Annotated in this window: 14 protein-coding genes and 2 pseudogenes; 4 read left to right on the top strand and 12 right to left on the bottom strand. The window is 29.5% G+C overall.

The features are described from left to right. Positions 1-459 precede the first annotated feature (459 nt). From PZA12_RS11080 to PZA12_RS11050, 7 genes and pseudogenes are all read right to left on the bottom strand, one after another. On the bottom strand, positions 460-2,529 hold the full coding sequence (locus tag PZA12_RS11080; protein WP_077840397.1) for a sigma 54-interacting transcriptional regulator: 2,070 nt from the start codon (positions 2,527-2,529) through the stop codon (positions 460-462). Between the two features lie 429 nt (positions 2,530-2,958). Further along, a pseudogene (locus PZA12_RS11075) lies at positions 2,959-3,480 on the bottom strand (polysaccharide deacetylase family protein); the annotation flags it as partial. A gap of 100 nt (positions 3,481-3,580) precedes the next feature. Next, entirely contained in the window at positions 3,581-3,880 is a 300-nt protein-coding gene (locus tag PZA12_RS11070; protein WP_103699435.1) for a hypothetical protein, read from the bottom strand. After that, positions 3,877-4,821 (bottom strand): IS110 family transposase, encoded by a 945-nt coding sequence (locus PZA12_RS11065; RefSeq protein WP_245160066.1) that lies wholly within the window; start codon positions 4,819-4,821, stop codon positions 3,877-3,879. Before PZA12_RS11065 ends, PZA12_RS11070 begins: the two co-directional genes overlap by 4 nt. A gap of 256 nt (positions 4,822-5,077) precedes the next feature. Then, positions 5,078-5,482 (bottom strand): annotated as a pseudogene (locus tag PZA12_RS11060) (polysaccharide deacetylase family protein); the annotation flags it as partial. Positions 5,483-5,625: 143 nt separating this feature from the next. Beyond that, on the bottom strand, positions 5,626-7,365 hold the full coding sequence (locus tag PZA12_RS11055) for an ABC transporter ATP-binding protein (protein ID WP_078115750.1): 1,740 nt from the start codon (positions 7,363-7,365) through the stop codon (positions 5,626-5,628). Beyond that, positions 7,366-9,099 carry an ABC transporter ATP-binding protein gene (locus tag PZA12_RS11050; RefSeq protein WP_078115751.1) on the bottom strand — a complete coding sequence of 578 codons (1,734 nt, stop codon included), beginning with the start codon at positions 9,097-9,099 and terminating at the stop codon, positions 7,366-7,368. It abuts the gene before it with no gap. Between the two features lie 140 nt (positions 9,100-9,239). On the opposite strand from PZA12_RS11050, the gene PZA12_RS11045 reads away from it, so the two are divergent. The 3 genes from PZA12_RS11045 to ahpF all read left to right on the top strand — a co-directional run bounded on the left by PZA12_RS11045 (position 9,240) and on the right by ahpF (position 12,502). Next, a complete protein-coding gene (locus tag PZA12_RS11045; protein WP_078115752.1) occupies positions 9,240-10,106 on the top strand; it encodes a LysR family transcriptional regulator in 867 nt (288 codons plus the stop codon). Between the two features lie 291 nt (positions 10,107-10,397). Continuing rightward, positions 10,398-10,961: an alkyl hydroperoxide reductase subunit C gene (gene ahpC / locus PZA12_RS11040; RefSeq protein WP_017212628.1), complete on the top strand. Its 564-nt coding sequence runs from the start codon at positions 10,398-10,400 to the stop codon at positions 10,959-10,961. Positions 10,962-10,972: 11 nt separating this feature from the next. Beyond that, positions 10,973-12,502, top strand: a complete 1,530-nt coding sequence (gene ahpF, locus PZA12_RS11035) for an alkyl hydroperoxide reductase subunit F (protein WP_078115753.1) — start codon at positions 10,973-10,975, stop codon at positions 12,500-12,502. A 106-nt stretch (positions 12,503-12,608) separates the two neighbouring features. Here the strand turns inward: ahpF and PZA12_RS11030 are convergent, their stop codons facing one another. Continuing rightward, on the bottom strand, positions 12,609-12,764 hold the full coding sequence (locus PZA12_RS11030; RefSeq protein ID WP_167595034.1) for a hypothetical protein: 156 nt from the start codon (positions 12,762-12,764) through the stop codon (positions 12,609-12,611). Positions 12,765-12,910: 146 nt separating this feature from the next. Continuing rightward, a complete protein-coding gene (locus PZA12_RS11025) occupies positions 12,911-13,546 on the bottom strand; it encodes an ankyrin repeat domain-containing protein (protein WP_078115754.1) in 636 nt (211 codons plus the stop codon). Between the two features lie 538 nt (positions 13,547-14,084). Between PZA12_RS11025 and PZA12_RS24935 the strand changes: the two genes are divergently transcribed. Then, positions 14,085-14,321 (top strand): Spo0E family sporulation regulatory protein-aspartic acid phosphatase, encoded by a 237-nt coding sequence (locus tag PZA12_RS24935; RefSeq protein WP_406585020.1) that lies wholly within the window; start codon positions 14,085-14,087, stop codon positions 14,319-14,321. A gap of 878 nt (positions 14,322-15,199) precedes the next feature. Here PZA12_RS24935 and PZA12_RS11020 read toward each other — a convergent pair. From PZA12_RS11020 to gatB, 3 genes are all read right to left on the bottom strand, one after another. Then, entirely contained in the window at positions 15,200-15,865 is a 666-nt protein-coding gene (locus PZA12_RS11020) for a cell wall-binding protein (RefSeq protein WP_078115755.1), read from the bottom strand. 394 nt (positions 15,866-16,259) lie between these two features. Next, entirely contained in the window at positions 16,260-18,131 is a 1,872-nt protein-coding gene (locus tag PZA12_RS11015; RefSeq protein WP_078115756.1) for a hypothetical protein, read from the bottom strand. Between the two features lie 193 nt (positions 18,132-18,324). Beyond that, a complete protein-coding gene (gene gatB / locus PZA12_RS11010; RefSeq protein WP_077842232.1) occupies positions 18,325-19,764 on the bottom strand; it encodes an Asp-tRNA(Asn)/Glu-tRNA(Gln) amidotransferase subunit GatB in 1,440 nt (479 codons plus the stop codon).

Below are 19,764 nucleotides of genomic sequence, written 5' to 3'. Positions count from 1 at the left end.
TTTATATCTAATTTATATATATGTTGCAGATCACAATGCACATTTCACAATTCACAATTACGGTTAAAATTCTTTTAATATTTTTAGAATTATGATGAAGAATTATTTTTGCAATATATATGTAAGTTCTAAATAATATAATTCATTGATTATAAAATTATCTAACTTCCATTATCTGATTAATAGTCTAAGATAAACTTTCATGAATTAAACTTTTTAGAATATATGTAGATAATCTTGATTTGTTTTTATTTATATTTGTACTTTTATATAGAGCAATACTCATGCCAAAATTTCAATTACTAATTAAATATACTTAAAAGTGTGTATTTTCAAGCCTTCTAGCCTAAAGTGCAAGTAAACATTTACAGGAAATTGTAATATAAATAGTATACCTCTTGGTAAAAAATATCAAGTTGTTCTTTTTTATCATGATACTTTTTACCAACTTGCTATTTTTTATTCCCAAGTTACCTTTTTCTCTATTCCATATTGTCTTGCCTTTGCAGCTACTGTTTTATGAGTAAGTCCTAGCGCCTTCCCTGCAGCATTATAACTTCCATATTTCTTAAGTGCTTTTTCTATTATAATTTTTTCATATTCCTTTAGTGGTAATATTTCATCTGCTTCAATAAGCATGTCTATTTCATTATTATTTTTAATTTTGATTGCATTGTTAACTGTATTTATATCCTTTCTCATATAAGACGGAAGATCACTTAATTCTATTACTTCTGTTTCATTTAAAGCCATTATTCTCTCTACCAGATTTTCTAACTCCCTTATATTCCCTGGCCATTTGTATTCTAATAGAGATTCCATTGCATCATTTGTTACTATAGTTATTCTTTTATTTATCCTTTTACCTATTTTATCTATAAAATGCTCTAATAAAGGCGCTATATCTTGCTTTCTTTCTCTTAAAGGTGGTAAAAATATTGGAATTACATTTAGCCTATAATATAAATCTTCTCTAAATTCCATTGACTTTACCATTTCTTCTAAATTTCTGTGAGTCGCAGCAATTATTCTAACATTTATTTTTATAGTTTCTTCTCCACCGATTCTTTGAAATTCTTTTTCTTGAATTACTCTTAAAACTTTAGCCTGCATACTCTTATCCATTTCTCCTATTTCATCTAAAAGTATAGTACCATTTTGAGCCAATTCAAATTTACCTAATTTTCTTTTTATAGCTCCTGTAAAAGCTCCTTTTTCATATCCAAAAAGTTCGCTTTCTAATAAGTTTTGTGGTATTGCTGCACAATTTACTCTAATAAAAGGCCCTTTGGAATTCTTACTTGAAAAATGTATTCCTTCTGCAATTAATTCTTTTCCTGTACCACTTTCTCCTCTAATTAATACTGTAGTATCTGTTTTCGCTGCTTTTAATGTTGTAGCAAGTGCATCTAATATCTTCCCACTATGACCTATATACTTCGAAAAAGCAGAATCAGGTTTCTTAGTTCTCATAAGCTCTTCTTCTAAATAATCAGCTTTTGCGGAGACCTGAGTTAATTTCTCAGAAAGCTTTTGAACTTCTGTTACATTTTTAACTATAGACACAACACCTGTTATTTCTCCGTCAATTATTATAGGGTTTACATTTGAAACTATTATTACACCATTTTCCTTATAACTTATAGCCCCTATGATACTTTCTCCTGTTTTAAGTACTTTAATTCTTGCACCATCTGGGGATACATCCCTAATATTTTTATTTAATATATCCTCTTCTTTTTCGTTCAAAATTCTAAGATATGCCTTATTTACGTATGTTATATATCCATCTGAATTTATAACACATATACCATCTTGTACTGTTTCTAATATAAGTTGTAACCTCTCTTTCAGATCTTTCACAGTTTTTAGTTCATCTTTAACTTTTTCTAATTTTGAAATATCATTAAATACTGCTAATGCACCTTTAGGTTTTTTGTCTATTATTATTGGAGTTCTATTTATAAGTAATATTCTATTATTTATTATTTCTTTTACCATTAACTCTGATTTGCCAGTTCTATTTATTTCATGGAGATTTGTGAATTCTATTATTTCATATACTTTTTTACCAATAGCATCACCAGAAGATATCCCTAATAATCTTTCTGCTTCCTCATTGAATATTGAAATTATATCTTTCTCATCTGTAGCAATAATTCCATTAGGTATATTACTAAATACATGCTCCAACGTTATAGTATTATTATTTATTATGTTATCAACTTGATTAATAGTACTTTTATCTTCTAAATCAAAATCACTTTGTAGAAAATCGCATAATTCATCTAGCGGTTCTTTGGGATCTTCTCCATGAACTTCTACTATAATCTTCTCATTCTGCTTTACCTTCAATAAAACCAGGGGCATAAGACTTGTGGCTAAAATTTTCTTTTTATCTTTATAAATTATAAAAAACTTTAAATCATATCTCTTCTCAAGTTCGCTTACCTTATGAACAACCATAGCCAAGACTCTCGCATGCAATCCTTTACTATGTCTTATAACTACTTCTTTGCTAAGTATCAAAATTCTTCACTCCTAATCTTAGTTCTTTAACATATATTATCTTAAAATACAATTTTAAATTTTCAATAATCACTAATTTACACTCTTTAGAACACTCGCATAAATTTCATTTTATCAATTTACATATTATACTAATGTAGGTATAAATGAAAGCTAAATTTTATCAATCCAATTTCTTATTTCAATGGCTATTTATACAATACACTTTAAACTATACTATAACTTAAAATTAACAATATAAGTAATAAAAATCATATTTATATTTTTAAATTTCGATTAGCTTAACGAACCTTAACTTTCTCAATTAGTGTTTTTTCATAACTTATACTCTCAAGTGGCACAATGTCCACATGTTTAATCTGAACATAAAGTCCTAGAAAACAAAAAGTCCCCATCTTATTTTATAAATAAGATGGGGATAATAATTAATTATTCTATTATTTTAAATTCATAGCCTTGCTGTTTTAAATATTCTATTATTCTTGGTAAAGCCTTCGCTGTTTCTTCTTTTCCATAAGTATCATGCATTAAAATCAGTGCCTTTTCTCTACTACCAATACTTTTTATAGCTTCCTGGGTTAGTTCATCTGCATTCTTTTTATGAGTACCTTCTGCATCTCCTGATAATGCATTCCAATCAATTTGATGCCAATCCTTCTCATGTAGAGCTTTGTCCACTTTTTCTGCTCCTTGAGGATCCTTTTTGCTCCATGTTTCTTGTCCTCCTGGAAACCTTATTGATCGTGTTGAAAAATCTTCTCCCAAAACGTTTTTTAAGGCTTTATCTGTTTTATCAAAATCAGACATACAATTCTCCAAGCTTATTTTGCCCTTTGGAAATAAGTAACCATAGTCATGTGAATATGAATGTATGCCTATTGCATTACCTTCTGCTACTTCCCTCTTTACTAAGTTTTTGCTTGCATCATCTTTATCGACATACTTTCCTACGAAAATTAAATTCACAGCACTTTCTCTAAATTTGACAATAGGAAACTAAACTAGCCTATTTTAGGCTAGTCCAAGCCTTATATTAAATTATTTGTTTCTTTTACTTATTGATTTTTTCTATATTATAGCCTTTTGACTTTAGAATTTTTATCATACTTTCTTCTCTTTTTTCTCTAAGTTTATCTAAATAAATAGTACCATATTCTATATAGTTTTTTCTTTCCTTTAACAATTGATAGCATATTCTTAACATTAAACTTGCTAATGCTATTGTGGCTTTTTTCTTTCCCATTCTTTTCACCCATCGCTTATAGCATATTGATAATCTAGTATCCTTACTCATGCTTGCTGCCCAAGCACATTCACACATTACACTTTTTAATGCTTTATCTCCATTCATTGTTTTACTTCTTTTTTTTTACCTGCGCTTTCACAATTTCCAGGACTTAGGCCTGCCCATGATGTTAGATGCTTATCTGTTGGGAAATAACTCATATCAGTTCCAATCTCTGCTATTATTACTGATGCTGCATTCTTGTTTATACCTGGTATAGTATCTATTATCTCTACTTCTTCAAAATATGGCTCTATATATTCACCTATTTCTTTTTCTATATGGACTACTTGTTCTTCTAAAAACCTAATGTGATCATAGCTGTATTTTATCATTGTCAAATGATGGTTTCTTATTTTTCCGTTTACAGCCTCTTTTATTTCTCCTAGTTTCTTTCTTATACTTGCTTTACCTCTACCATTTGATATCTCAATTAAGTCTGTCATTCTAATTTCTTCTTGATTAATGATTTTATTTAATATTTTTCGTCCTGTATCTCCAAATATATCTGAAATATAACTTGAAATCTTTATATTACAATCCTCTAGAATTTTATGAATCCTATTCTTCTCTCTATTAAGTTCGTATAGTATTTTCTTCCTATATCTTGTTATATCTCTAAGATCTCTTATATGTGCATCTGGTACAAAACTCTTATTAATTAATCCACTTCTCAATAATTGAGCTATCCATTCTGCGTCTTTCACGTCGGTCTTTCTTCCTGGAAGATTCTTTATATGTCTAGCATTTGCAAGTATAATTTCAAAATCACCTGATTCTAATACATTCCAGACAGGCTTCCAGTATACGCCTGTGCTTTCCATTGCTACTTGCGTACAGCCTCTTTCTTCAATCCAATCTAAAAGTTTTAACAAATCTGTAGTCGTAGTATTAAATGTCTCTATTTCCTTTTCCGGTTTTTTCTTTAAATCACCCTTTAAAACACATACTACTACTGTTCTTTCGTGCACATCTATACCTGCACACCTTTCAATTATTGCTTCCATTCCTACCTTCTCCATAATAAATTCAGTGAGTTCAACAGTAATTACTTATCAAAAAAAAATTTCCTACACGTGCTCTAGACACAATACTTTGTGCTCAAAATTACCGTAGCCAGTTTCCTAAAAGGAGTTCTTGCTACCAGAAAGTACAACGGCTTACTTCCTCACCTTTCTATATTATTGACAAGGTTATCCATTTGTTAACAGAAACCACTTAATTTTCATTATACTTTGTGAAGGCTTTGCCTTCATGGGCGGTTCCTATAAGGAAAAATGTTGCATGTACATCTTCAGATTTAAGGATATCTAAAATTTGAGGGGTTACTGTTGTGGATGGGCCATCATCGAAAGTTAAGTAAGCAACTTTTTTACCATCAGCACCATCAGGCTTTTGGTTCTTCTCTTGCTGCTCAATATACTTTTCTAAATATGCAACATCTTCTACACTGCCATTACTTTCCTTATTAACTGAATCGCTATTTTCCTTATCATCATTACTACTTTCTCCCGTGCTGCTAGCAGCTTGTACCGTTTTACTGCCTGTTGAAAATTTCTGTGCTGCTACTATGCTTCCTATAATTACAAGTAATGCAACTGCAATAACTAATATAGTAATTCTCGCTCCCTTAATATTTTTAGTACTATTACTATTATTACGTTTCATTTTTCTACCTCTTATGCATTTAAAAATTTATGATCCTCTATAACTTTAAGAGACTCATGATAAAAAAGCTATATTATTAAATATGATATTACTTATACAATTTATACTAACATATAAATTTTTTTAAATATACAAACATCTTTTTACAGCTGATGCTTAAACTGACTATTATAAAGTTCTGTATAAATTCCACCTTTATTTACAAGTTCCTCATGATTCCCTCTTTCAACAATTTTACCATTCTTCATAACAAGGATTATATCTGCATCTCGGATAGTAGAAAGTCTATGAGCTATAACAAAGCTTGTACGCCCTTTCATCATTGAAAGAAATGCATTTTGTATTTTTAGCTCAGTTCTTGTATCTACATTACTTGTTGCTTCATCTAATATAAGAATTGGCGGATCAATTAGCATTACTCTGGCTATAGTCAAAAGCTGCTTTTGACCTTCAGAAAGATTTCCCCCAGATTCAGTTATAATCGTATCGTAACCATCAGGAAGTCTTTTTATAAAACTATGAATAAAGGCAGCTTTAGCTGCATTTTCAACTTCTTCTAACGTAGCATTTGGTTTACCATAAGCAATATTTTGCCTTATAGTTCCTTCAAATAGCCATGTATCTTGAAGCACCATACCAAATTGGCTTCTGAGATTATTTCTTGTAAGATCATCTATGCTCTTGCCATCTATAGTAATCCTACCTTTGTCTAAATCATAGAACCTCATAAGCAAGTTAACTATAGTGGTCTTGCCAGCACCAGTTGGTCCGACAATAGCTATTGTACTTCCTTTTTTTATATTAACGCTGAAATTTTCTATAAGTGGAACTTTCTTATTATAAGAAAATGATACATTATCAAACTCAACAGTTCCATCACAACTCTCTATATTTTCAACTTCTTTAGAATCTGCTTTTTCTGGCTCTTCATCTATAATAGAAAATATTCTTTCACAAGATGCAATAGCTGCTTGAATCTGAGTGGCTACACTAGTAATGTTGTTTATTGGTTGTGAAAACTGAGTTGAATAGGTTAAGAAACTTGAAATCACACCAACACTTAACCCGCTTAAAACCGAAAGTATCCCTCCAACAAGGCCAACTAAAATATATGTAATATTATTTACAAATCTTGTAGCTGGATTTGTAAGTGATGAATAAAACTGCGCAAGCTGCCCACACTTGTAAAGCCTTGAATTAATTCCTGAAAAGTTCTCCTGAGCTCTTTCTTCATATCCAAAAAGTCTTACTACTTTTTGGCTTCCCACGATTTCTTCTATATAACCATTTAATTCACCTAAAGTCTTTTGCTGCTCTTTAAACATTTTATTTGACCTCTTTGTAATGAAAGAAGCAATAAGGAAACAAAAAGGTGTCATTAAAACTATAACTAAAGTTAATTTAAAACTTAAACTTACCATTAAAACAAGTGAACTTATTATAGTTATGATTCCTGGATAAAATTGTGTTATCCCTTGAAATAATCCATCTGAAACATTATCCATATCATTTGTAAGTCTGCTTATAATATCTCCATGAGGATTTTTGTCAAAGTATTTTAAAGGCAGAGAGCTTATCTTATTTAGGGCTTCATTTCTAAGATCTTTTACTGTATTATATGCTACAATATTAGCTACTATAGTAAACAGCCACGTAAATAGTGAACTTACTATATATATTACTCCAAGTATTATAATTGTCTTAATTAATCCATCAAAATCAACTTCACCTTTAGCAACTATGTTATCAATGGACCTTCCTACTATTAACGGCATAAATGCTATAAGAATATTACTTATTAGCGCAAAGATCAGAGATGCAAACATATATCCTTTATATTTTGAAACATAACCAATTAATCTAGAAAATGTACTTTTTTTCATTTACATAGCCTCCTTTGTAATTTGAGAGCTACATATTTCTCTATAAACTTCGGACTCTTTAAGCAATTGTTCATGGTTTCCAACTCCCGCAAGTTTTCCGTCATCTAATACAATTATTAAATCAGCATCCTTTACAGTGCTTATTCTTTGAGTTACCATAATTACAGTTGTATCACTGGAATTTTCTTTAAGAGCTTTTCTAAGTGCAGCATCTGTAGCATAATCAAGAGCACTTAAACTGTCATCCATTATTAATATTTCAGGTTTCTTTACTAATGCTCTTGCTATAGTAAGTCTTTGTTTTTGACCACCAGAGAAATTAACTCCGCCTTGGGATATATATGTGTCATATTTTTCAGGCATTTTTTCTATAAAATCTGCTGCCATTCCAATTTCAGCTGCCTTCTTAACTTCACTCATGCTTGCATTTTGAGCGCCCCATCTTATATTTTCTGATACAGTGCCAGAAAATAAAACGGCTTTTTGAGGAACTAGCCCTATATTGTTATCAATTTCTTTTTTATAATAATCTTTAACATTAATTCCGTTTAGCAAAACATTTCCTTTGCTTGTATCATATAATCTAGGTATTAAATTAACTAAAGTAGTTTTTCCTGAACCTGTACCACCTATTATCCCAACCATTTGTCCTCTTTTTATTTCAAAAGAAATATTACTTATTGCATCTTCCTTAGATCCTTTATAAGAAAAAGATACATTATCAAATTTAATTATTGGAATATCTTTATTAATATTTTTACTAAACTCAGAATTTCCACTGTACTTAATACTTGGTTCTGCTCTAAGTACCTCATTTACACGAGCTGCACTAGCTGCTGCTTTAGTAAAAGTAACTATAAGGCTAGCAAGTACTATGAGCGCCGATAATACCATGTTTATATAATTTATATAAGCTATAACCTGTCCTGTTGTCATTCCACCTACATTTACTCTTATTCCGCCAAACCAAATTACAGCCATAAGTGCAAAATTCATTATTACACTTGTAACTGGATTCATAAGTGCAGATATTTTTCCTACCTTAATTGCAGTGCTTGCAAGTTCCTCATTCGATTCTCTAAATCTTATCTTTTCACCTTCTACTCTTGAAAATGCTCTTATAACTCTTACTCCTGATAAATTTTCTCTTAAAACAAGTGACAACTTATCAAGTTTTCTTTGAACCACCTTATATAGAGGAAGAGATTTATTCATAATAAGATATATTGCAAAAGCAAAGAATGGAATTGATAAATACATTATAAGCGACAATTTCACGTCAAGATACATAGCCATTATGATTCCGCCGATGCAAAGAAACGGCACCCTTATAACAAGTCTTATAAGCATTGCAAGGCCAAGTTGAAGCTGATTCACATCATTTGTAACACGATTAATAAGAGATGGCGTCCCAAAATCATCAATCTCATTATATGAAAAAGTTCCTATCTTTTTGAACATCTCATTTCTAAGAGCCGTCCCAAACCCTTGTGAAGCAATAGATGCAAAATACTGACATGTAAAAGATGATAACACACCTAAAATTGCCATAGAAAGCATTATTAATCCTATTTCAAATATATAGTTTATGTTTTTTGTTCCTATTCCTTTATCTGTTATAAATACCATTATTGTTGGTATTGATATTTCAAAGACAGCCTCAAGCAACTTAAATATAGGACCTAATGTAACTTGCCTTTTATACGGTTTTACGAATTTTAATAAATAGTTCAAGATTTATCCCCCTATCTGTAATGTCTTATTGAACATTCTCAAAATTTCCTTTATCATTATAACAAAAACATATCTATATAAAAAATACATAATATGTATCGATGCCATATATTTTTTGTATATCAGAAGGTGGATAAAAAATGGATATTAAACAATTAAAATATTTCTATGCAATTGCAGAAGAAGGGCAAATAACAAATGCTGCCAAGAGACTTCATATGGCCCAGCCCCCTTTAAGCTATCAGTTGAAAAACTTAGAAGATGAACTCGGCGTTAAACTAGTTGAGCGAGGAAGTCGAAATATAAAACTTACTGATGCTGGAGTTATACTTTATAAGCGCGCTAAGCAGATATTATCTTTAACAAAATCTACTGAAAATGAATTAAAAGATTTTAAGCAAGGAAATCATGGTACCTTATCCATAGGCACTGTATCCTCATCTGGAGCGTCACTTTTAGATAGCAGATTAAATATATTCCACGAAAAATATCCTTTCATAAATTTTGAAATTCACGAGGGGAATACCTATGAATTATTAGAGTTATTGGATAAAGGCATAATTGAAATTGCTATTGTAAGAACTCCATTTAACAATTCAGGAATAAACTCAATTTTTTTGCCAAAAGAGCCTATGGTTGCAGCTATGAGAAAAGACTTAAACTGGACTGATAGTGAAATCATAAACATTACTGAATTAAATAACAAACCATTGATATTCTATAGGAGGTTTGAAAGTCTCATATTTAAAGTGTGCCAAGACTTTAATTTTCAGCCAACTGTATTTTGCAAAAATGATGATGCACGGACTTCCCTGCTTTGGGCAAATTCTGGACTTGGAATCGCCATAGTACCAAAATCTGCAATAAAACTAATAGGTTCTTCAAATATAATTTATAAAGAAATTGATAGCGACATATTAACAACTCAGATAGCTATAATATGGTCGAAAACAGGGTATCTTTCATCAGCTGGAAATAATTTTTTAGATTTATTTCAAAATACGTAAAGCTTAGTCTCAAGCTTAATCACTAAAAAGTTTAAAACATATGTATTTTGTGATTTGCTGTAATAGTTAACTATTACAGCAAAAGTCCTCACATTATTTTTTTAATGCTGATTTTCAAAAAGAAAATAGTTCAATTCATCCTAAAAGAATTTTTACATAATAGTATTGACAAATTATAATTTAGATTTATAATTATCTTAAGTGATAATCATTATCATTATTAAATAATAATATTTAATAAAATATAAATATAGTTTAAATATAAAAATGAATTTTAGGAGGTAATATATTATGTCATTAATAGGAACAGAAGTAAAACAATTTAAAGCATCAGCTTACAAAAACGGTGAATTTATAGATATCACTGAAGAAAATTTCAAAGGTAAATGGAGTGTGGTTTGTTTTTATCCAGCAGATTTCACATTCGTATGCCCTACTGAATTAGAAGATTTACAAGATAATTATGAAACTTTAAAGGGGCTTGGCGCTGAAGTATATTCAGTTTCAACAGATACCCACTACACACATAAAGCATGGCACGATAGTTCAGAAGCCATCAAAAAAATAACTTATACTATGATTGGTGATCCTTCACATACATTATCTCGTAACTTTGATGTATTGATTGAGTCTGATGGTCTTGCAGATCGTGGTACTTTTATCATAGATCCAGATGGTGTTATTCAAGCAATTGAAATTAATGCCGGCAATATCGGGCGTGATGCAGCTGTAATAGTAAATAAAATTAAAGCTGCTCAATATGTTAGAAATAATCCTGGCGAAGTTTGCCCAGCAAAATGGAAAGAAGGCGCATCAACACTTAAACCAAGCCTTGATCTTGTAGGAAAGATCTAAGAGGTACGCCTATGATACTAGATAAAGATATAAAACAACAATTAGCTCAATATCTTGAGCTTATGGAAGGCACTGTACTTATAAAAGTCAGTGCTGATTCCGATGATATATCCAATACTATGATTTCTCTCGTAGATGAACTAGTTTCTATGTCTCCAAAAATAAAAGCTGAAAAATCAAAGTTATTAAGAACTCCCAGCTTTAGCATAAATCGTACTGATGAAGAAACTGGTGTAGCTTTTGCTGGAATACCTTTAGGACATGAATTTAATTCATTGGTATTAGCTCTTCTACAAGTTAGCGGAAGAGCCCCAAAAATTGATCAGAAGACAATTGATTCAATTAGGAACATTAAAGGAGAATACCATTTTGAAACCTATATTAGTTTAAGCTGTCATAACTGCCCAGAAGTTGTTCAATCTCTAAATTTAATTAGCATCCTTAATCCAAATGTCACTCATACAATGATTGATGGTGCCGTTTTTAAAGAAGAGATAGAAAGTAAAAATATACTTGCAGTACCATCAATTTATTTAAATGGAGAATTCTTTGCAAGTGGCCGCATGACTATCGAAGAAATTCTTGCAAAAATCGGAGAAGCCCCAGTTTCAGAAGATTTTGCAGATAAAGATCCATACGATGTGCTTGTTGTTGGCGGCGGCCCAGCAGGTGCAAGTGCTGCTATTTATGCCGCACGTAAAGGCATTCGTACAGGAATTATCGTTGAACGTTTTGGTGGTCAAGTATTAGATACCATAGGTATTGAAAACTTTATAAGTATTAAATATACAGAAGGCCCTAAGCTTGCAGCAAGTCTTGAAGAGCATGTCAAAGACTATAACGTTGATATAGTAAACTTACAACGTGCTAAGACTATAGAAAAAAAAAACCTTATTGAGATTGAACTAGAAAATGGTGCACGTTTAAAGAGCAAAACTGTAATAATTTCGACAGGTGCCCGCTGGAGGAATGTCGGTGTTCCTGGAGAAGAAGAATTTAAGAATAAAGGTGTGACATATTGTCCTCATTGTGATGGACCTTTATTTAAAGGGAAACATGTTGCAGTCATCGGTGGAGGTAATTCAGGCATCGAAGCTGCCATTGACCTTGCTGGAGTTGCTAGTCACGTAACCGTTTTTGAATTTATGACAGAACTTAAAGCAGATTCAGTTTTGCAAGATCGTCTTTACAGTTTGAATAATATAACCGTCTTAAAAAATGTTCAGACTAAAGAAATTACTGGTACTGATAAGGTAAATGGAATTACCTATATTGAACGTGACACAGGAGAAATTAAGCATGTTGAATTAGATGGTGTATTTGTCCAAATTGGACTTGTACCAAACACTGATTGGCTAGGAGAAACTATCCAGCGCAATAAATCAGGTGAAATTATAATTGATAACCATGGTGCTACTAATGTACCAGGAGTATTTGCAGCTGGAGATTGCACTAATACCCCATACAAGCAAATAATTATTTCCATGGGATCTGGCGCAACAGCAGCCTTAGGTGCATTTGACTATCTAATAAGAAACTAATAAAAGAATCCCTTTGCTATAAAAACTATTACCGCAAAGGGATTCTTTATTTTTTCTTATATTCTAAATTGTTATTCTAAGCTAAGAATTAAAGTTATTTTAAATTTTAATTCTTTCCAACTATTCCATCTGTCTTTCCTCTACCTTTATCTTTGTTGTTAGGAAAACCAATTTCTGCACCAACATCCGACTTTACCATATTTGAGTCGGTTCTTTTTCTAGATAGTGAATTTTTATGTACTCCGCTATTATTTAATGACATTTGAATCTACCTCCTTAATTATAATTTTGTTTTGCAATAATATGTTAACCACAATTATAAATTATACTCGGTAGCAATGTTATCATAAAAAAGATTCTAGACTCATATCATTAAATTTAGCTACTCTATAGTATATAAGCACTTAATTATACACTTCTCTTTGCTCCATGTTCCATCAATATATTTTCAATAGATTTATTTTTACACAGATATAGTGGTGTGTGTCCTAAATTATTCTTTGAATTTATATCTAGTCCAAGAGAAACTATTTCGTTTAAGTATTCTTGAAACTTATCAGTATCACGACAAGTTAAATAGTCATCATGCAAAATAGTATTGCTATACTTATCTCTATGTTTAATATCTGCACCATATTTAATAAGAAGATTTAAAAGCTCTACCGAATAATTAAAGTTACAATAAAAGATAGGAGTTTTTCCGGATATATTTTCAGCATTTACTTTAGATCCTTTCTCTAACAGTAATCTAATGACGTCCATCTTAGGACTTACTCTCGCACAGATTCTATGTAATGGTAGTTCTTTCAAATAACTTTGATTACTATTTATATCAGCACCATTGTTTACCAGAAATTGTATTATTTCAAAGTAATTTTTCTCACAATTATCTATAGCAAAATGAAGCAGGCTAGTATCATTATATTTTTCATTAATATTTCCGCCATTTGTTATAAAATTTTTAAGTCCCTCCAAATCCCCTTCTTTTATTATTTTCAAAATAGATTTTGGTCTTGAACCAAACAAAATTTCATGAATGTTCATGATAATTACCTCCAATAAATTACTATATATCTTTTAGTCATTTTCAATTCGAATAATTTCCTCATAAGTAAATACTTTCTTTTTAATTCATCTATACATTTTAACATCTGTTTAATCAATTTTTCAATGCTAATATTCTTTAAATTATCTATATATATGTTTCAATTCACAATGCACAATTCACAATTACGGATAAAATTCTTGCAATATTTTTAGAATCATGATGAAGAATTATTTTTGCTATATATATCAAGGTCATAAAAATATCCTTCATAAGTTTTAGGCAATAATCTTTACAGCGCCAAACCTAGCTCTAGTTGCATTAAAACTTATATTTAATTTAATTTAATATATAAAGCTAATAAACTAAGTTTTTTGGTTTCTAACTATTTTAAATAACATACATATTATTTATACAAATTTATATTTTCTAGCAATTTAATATCTCTTTATATATTATTTGCCTAGATTAATATGTTCATTTTATCTGAATAAAATAGCATGTATATTTATACAATATTTTGACATTATTTGTAGTATGATTTTTTTTGAAAATTTATTTTATGTAGATTATAATTTATTTTATGTGTATAAATTAGTAAAAAGAGGTACTATCATGAATAGATTTGAATTATTTAAGTTAAGATATAATATACGTTTAAGAAAATGTCTTCTAAATAAGATGCTTTGTATTCTTTCTCCTAGAAATAAAATAGTTATCCGTATTTCTCAAAATCTGGACAAGCACATTGTTAAATATCAAAAAAAGGCCTAAGAATGAGGATCTTAGCCCTTTTTTGATGATTACTCATCCCTCTCATAATCATTAATTTTATACCCAACCTTATTGTACTATCTTTCAACAATATCTTCACTTATTTTCATGTTGCTTTTTTATATGTATTTTTATCTTTTTCTACAATATTCCTGTGTAAATTTATTTTTTCATGTCGTTTTAAAACTTAACATAGAATATATAGTATTTTCATGTCATTGATTGTAATACGATTTATTTTGATAAAAAACTCCATACATTTTATACTTTAGTTGTAGGAATTTAGTTCAATACTCTCTAATTTTAGAGCGGCTTATTCCCTTGATAAGTCGTTCTTTTTTATAATTATTTTTTGAATAAATTCAGAAAACTAACGCAACAAAAATCTATCAAGACAACTTTATTCCTATATAAATATTTTTAATTATTATTAAAATTTATTTTTTAGTTCTTCTTTTCTTATAGTAAACGATCTATTTTTTGTATATCAGTGCTAAAATTTAAATTTTTATTTTGTTTATATTAAGTTAATAAATTTGACACAAACATGTAACATTAATAATATACAATTAAACTTGTAAAGTAGTTAAAGCATTATTATTTATCCCCTTAAATAATAATAAAAGAATGACTTATTCCCTAACTAAGTCATTCTTTTTTTGTATTGTACAATATTATTTAAGCACTTAGAAATACTCAATATCAGCAATACATAAAATGTTATTATCTTTAATAACGACATTTTTACTATATAATTGCCAATTCTGATAATCCTATATAAACAGTATAGTTTACCAAATCTCAAATTATATTTTATAATCTCATATTATTGACACAGTTAAAATTTATACTAGATTCCTTCATTAGTTAAAATATTTTTATCTTGTAACTGTACTTTGTAAAGCTCCATAATCATCAAATTGGTAACTCTTGCCTGCATCCAAAATAGATGTATTAACCATTTTTCCTCTTAAATTTTCAACATCAGTATCAGAGTCACCATCAAAATCGGAAAAATAAAACCAATTTCCATTAATGCTTTTCCATCCTAAACAGCGTTTTCCGTTCTCCATGTAATACCAGTTAAAACCTTTTGCACTGCCCAATTGCTTCCATCCAGTAAAATTCTGTCCATTTTCTGTATAGTACAAATAGTTATTTTTATTTATCATTTTACCAATAACTTTATCATTCTCTATATAATAGTAATTATTAGATACATCCTTATTTTCTCCATTTTCAATTTTCCATTTATAAGAATTTGAATCTTCATATTTTTCGCTAGGATTGCTTGCTGCGACTCCATTTGAATATATTCTATAACCATTTATTTGCGTATCTTTAGCCATATATCCATTTTGATAGAAATAATACCAATTTCCATCAACTTTTCTCCAACCAGTAGCCCATAGATTTCCTTCACTATACCACCATCCAATATTATCTTGCTTCCATGACGCTTTAGCCCCTACTGGGTTTAATAGCATTATTGATGTGGCGATCATTGATAAAGCTATGGCTTTTTTCCAACAGTTTTTTATCACGTTATCATCCCCTTAAACCTTTATATCATAATTATATATGATTTACATATTTTGTCAAACTAATAATATGCATTGCTGTATTCATTTGCCAACTTAATATGATTTTTAATTGTGCAATATAGTTAAAATATAATCTAAATAGATTAATTATATTTTTAAGCATAAGTAAAAAACTTCAGCTTTAGATGATCTATTAATACTGAAGTTTTTATATATAATTTATAATCTAATCGCTTAGCAAAAGTAAAATTTATCAAATCAATTTAATATATATACTGCAATTCACAATGCACATTTCACAATTACAGCTAAAATTCTTGTAATATTTTTAGACTATAATGAAGATTTATCTTTGCAATATATGCCACCTAACATTTACCTACATTTTTATCCGTTATCGAAGACAAACTTCATATCTAACTATATTATCACTAATTTTTTTGAACATCTCTTTAAACGCACTATAGAAATCATCAATTGTTATATTAGTTTCAATTTCTAGAGCTTTGCATAAATTATTTGTGTTAAATTTTTTTCTTGATATATCCATTAAGAAAGCTTTTTCAAAATAGTTTATAGCGCTTTCTTGAAGCCTTCCTTTAATAGACTTTATTAATTTTTCTTTATCTTCATTAGATATTTCTCCATTAACATTTACTAAAATTTTATTTTCATTAGGGTTAAATCCTACTGTTTGATAGCCATAATCAACCATCATTTTTAATATTCGTTTACTATCATTATAATCGCCACTTCTCATACTAAAGTCAATTGGTTTATTATCTTTCCTTGTAGTTAAACATTTAGTAACTTTATATTCTTTATAATTATCTTTGCGATTTCTTATTATTGTATGAATCTCACTGTAAGTATAATTTTTACGCTTCCTATCGCTTTTTTCATTTTCATCAGCAATGATTCTCTTCCACTGCTCAACTAGATATCCATTATATCTTTCATAAAGCATTCCCATAAGAGCTTGTACAATCATTCTTTCCTGGTTTAATGAAATACTAATTAATCCTTCCTTATTTGATGCTTTAATCTTTATAGTTTTACCTAATCGTTCGCTTTCTTTTCTAATCATTCTTAATAACTGCAAAAAGTCATTCCGTGTGTTTAGTTTATCTAATGTTCTTTTATTAATATCGTTAAATTCTTCTGTTACAATAACTTTATCTCCTGCGACTCCTAATTTTTTAGCTGCGGAATATTTTAATGCATCGATTAAATCTTCTTTAGAATTAGAGCCTAATAGGTCGTTTTCAAATAAATAGTTTCTATATGATTTAAACTCATTTAAGACATAAAATACCCTTTTACTTAAAGTGACAGTATTTATGTTTTCTTTTAATGCCAAAAGCTGTTCTAGATTATTGCTACATTTAGATACAATCAGAAATAACTCTTTATAATCCTCACTAATACGATTTTCTATTGTCTTTGCTATATTTTCACCTTTAGGGCAATCAATAAATACTATTCCTAGGTATTTAGCTTTGCTAGCAGGCACCTTAATATATAACCTTTCAACCATAAGATCACAAGAAGTATTTGTTCCGTAAATGACATTACACAAATTTCGGAAATTTCTATTTAAAAACTTATTAATATAATCTTGAGCTTCATTTGCATATTCATGCCCCTCTTCATTATGCTCATAGTATTTTGAAATCATTTTCAACCATTTGCTATAATGTTTATGAAACTCATCTTTGAAATCTCCAAAATAACTCTTCCATATATGCTCATCTTTCTCTTCAAAATTATCAAAGTCATCAGAAGAATTTATTCTCATTAATTCAGTAAGTAATTCATTAAAATTGATATCTTTAAATACATTTTGTATACTATTCACTTCATAAAATTTGATTAAGGAAATATTATTAATTTGACTGTTTAAAGAATCGTAAAAGACTTCCTTAAAACGTTCTTCACTAAAATTATCGTTTTCTATACCATTATTATTATTAAGAATCAGATAAGCCTCATATAGTGATTTTATAATCTCATCTTTCAGTTTTTCAACTAGGCTAAGCTCATTTTTTAAGCATAAATGAACATTAATAAAATTGCTTTTTGTAGATGAACAAAGCATTTCTGTCGGAAAACTAATATAGTTATCATTTTTTAAAAAATCTGTTTCTTCGAAAATTCCATCTTTAATAATCACTTTTTGTAATTGAGATTTTCCTAAATTATCAAGATCTATCACGTTTACCCTTGTCTTAGTTTCATTTTCAAATTTGTTTATGATATTCCCCATAATTTCCTCCCTTTATTAAAATATAATGGAGCTTAAGCATTTAACATATAAGTTAATATATAATATTATTTTTTGTAAATATTTATTCCACTAAAACAAAGCAAAATTAACAATTATTTAATTCATAAATCAGCTAAAATAAAAAGGAGAGCTTCTGCATATAAAATGCATGCTCTCCTTTTCAATCCATTTCTTAAATTTCGCTAAGTTTCTTATCTACTAATTCCTTAGCTACCTTAGGATTTGCTTTTCCTTTTGACAATTTCATTACTTGACCCATTAAGAATCCAGCACTTTGTGTCTTTCCTGCTTTAAAGTCTTCTACTGATTGAGGATTATTCGCAATTACTTCATCAACTATTTTTTCAAGTTCATCAGATGAACTGATTTGCATAAGTCCTTTTTCTTCAATCATCTTCATTGGATCTTTGTTTTCATCAAAGATTTCATCAAGAACTTCTCTTCCTACATTATTGCTTATTTTACCTTCTTCGACTACCTTAAGAAGTTTCGCAAAGTTTTCAGCTTCTAAAGTCATGTCTTCAGATTCTATTTTTTTATCATTTAATATTCTTAAAATATCACCCAATATCCAGTTTGAAGCTATTTTAGGTGTAGCACCTAAAGATACAACATTTTCAAAGAAAGTAGCAAGTCCTTTATCACCTATTAAAATATCAACTTCTTTTTCTGTAAGTTCATATGCAGTTAAAAATCTTTCTTTCTTTTCATCTGGCATTTCAGGTAACGATTTAGTTATTGTTTCAATTTGTTCATCATAGATTATAATTGGTGGTAAATCTGGTTCTACCACATATCTATAGTCATCTGCTTCTTCTTTAGATCTCATAGGGATTGTTTTACCTTTTGCAGCATCCCATCTTCTAGTTTCTTGAACTACCTTATGGCCTTCTCCATAAGTGTAAAGTTCTCTTTGTCTTCTTTCTTCTTTTTCTAAAGCTTTTTGAAGTTCTCTAAATGAGTTGATATTTTTAAGCTCTACCTTAGTTCCATATTCCTTTTGCCCAACTGGTCTTAATGAAATATTAGCATCGCATCTTAATGACCCTTGTTCCATACGGCAATCAGAAATTTCACCATACTCTAAGATTGATTTAAGCTTTTTCATGAACGCTACAGCTTCACTAACACTTCTCATATCTGGTTCTGTAACTATTTCTGCTAGAGGAACACCAACTCTGTTATAGTCTACTAAAGAAATTGGTTCTCCTTCTACGTGAACTAGCTTTCCAGCATCTTCTTCTATGTGAATTCTATTTAATCTAACTTTTACTTGCTTTCCTTCATGTTCAAATTCTACAAGTCCACCTGAACAGATTGGTAAATCAAATTGTGAAGTTTGATAATTTTTAGGAAGATCGGGATAAAAATAATTTTTTCTATCCATTTTGTTATATTTATTTATTGTACATCCTAGTGCAGTTCCTGCTTTTATTGCTAAATTTACAACTTCTTCATTAAGCACTGGAAGTGTTCCAGGAACCCCTGTGCATATTGGACATGTGTTTGCATTAGGTTCTGCTCCAAATTTAGTTGAACAAGAGCAGAAGATTTTTGTCTTCGATTTTAATTCTGCATGTATTTCAAGTCCTATTACTGTTTCAAAATTCAT

It is taken from the genome of Clostridium beijerinckii (genome assembly GCF_036699995.1).
GTDB classification, from domain to species: Bacteria; Bacillota; Clostridia; order Clostridiales; family Clostridiaceae; genus Clostridium; species Clostridium helianthi.
Note: the sequence above shows the minus strand (reverse complement) of the source record. Positions and strands in the feature narration are given on the sequence as shown.

Coding starts and splice junctions, on each gene's coding strand:
- PZA12_RS11070 (WP_103699435.1), bottom strand. CDS start 3,880: ATGAATGGAGATAAAGCATTAAAAAGTGTAATGTGTGAATGTGCTTGG.
- PZA12_RS11065 (WP_245160066.1), bottom strand. CDS start 4,821: ATGGAAGCAATAATTGAAAGGTGTGCAGGTATAGATGTGCACGAAAGA.
- PZA12_RS11055 (WP_078115750.1), bottom strand. CDS start 7,365: ATGAAAAAAAGTACATTTTCTAGATTAATTGGTTATGTTTCAAAATAT.
- PZA12_RS11045 (WP_078115752.1), top strand. CDS start 9,240: ATGGATATTAAACAATTAAAATATTTCTATGCAATTGCAGAAGAAGGG.
- ahpC (WP_017212628.1), top strand. CDS start 10,398: ATGTCATTAATAGGAACAGAAGTAAAACAATTTAAAGCATCAGCTTAC.
- ahpF (WP_078115753.1), top strand. CDS start 10,973: ATGATACTAGATAAAGATATAAAACAACAATTAGCTCAATATCTTGAG.
- PZA12_RS11030 (WP_167595034.1), bottom strand. CDS start 12,764: ATGTCATTAAATAATAGCGGAGTACATAAAAATTCACTATCTAGAAAA.
- PZA12_RS11025 (WP_078115754.1), bottom strand. CDS start 13,546: ATGAACATTCATGAAATTTTGTTTGGTTCAAGACCAAAATCTATTTTG.
- PZA12_RS24935 (WP_406585020.1), top strand. CDS start 14,085: ATGATTTTTTTTGAAAATTTATTTTATGTAGATTATAATTTATTTTAT.
- PZA12_RS11015 (WP_078115756.1), bottom strand. CDS start 18,131: ATGGGGAATATCATAAACAAATTTGAAAATGAAACTAAGACAAGGGTA.
- gatB (WP_077842232.1), bottom strand. CDS start 19,764: ATGAATTTTGAAACAGTAATAGGACTTGAAATACATGCAGAATTAAAA.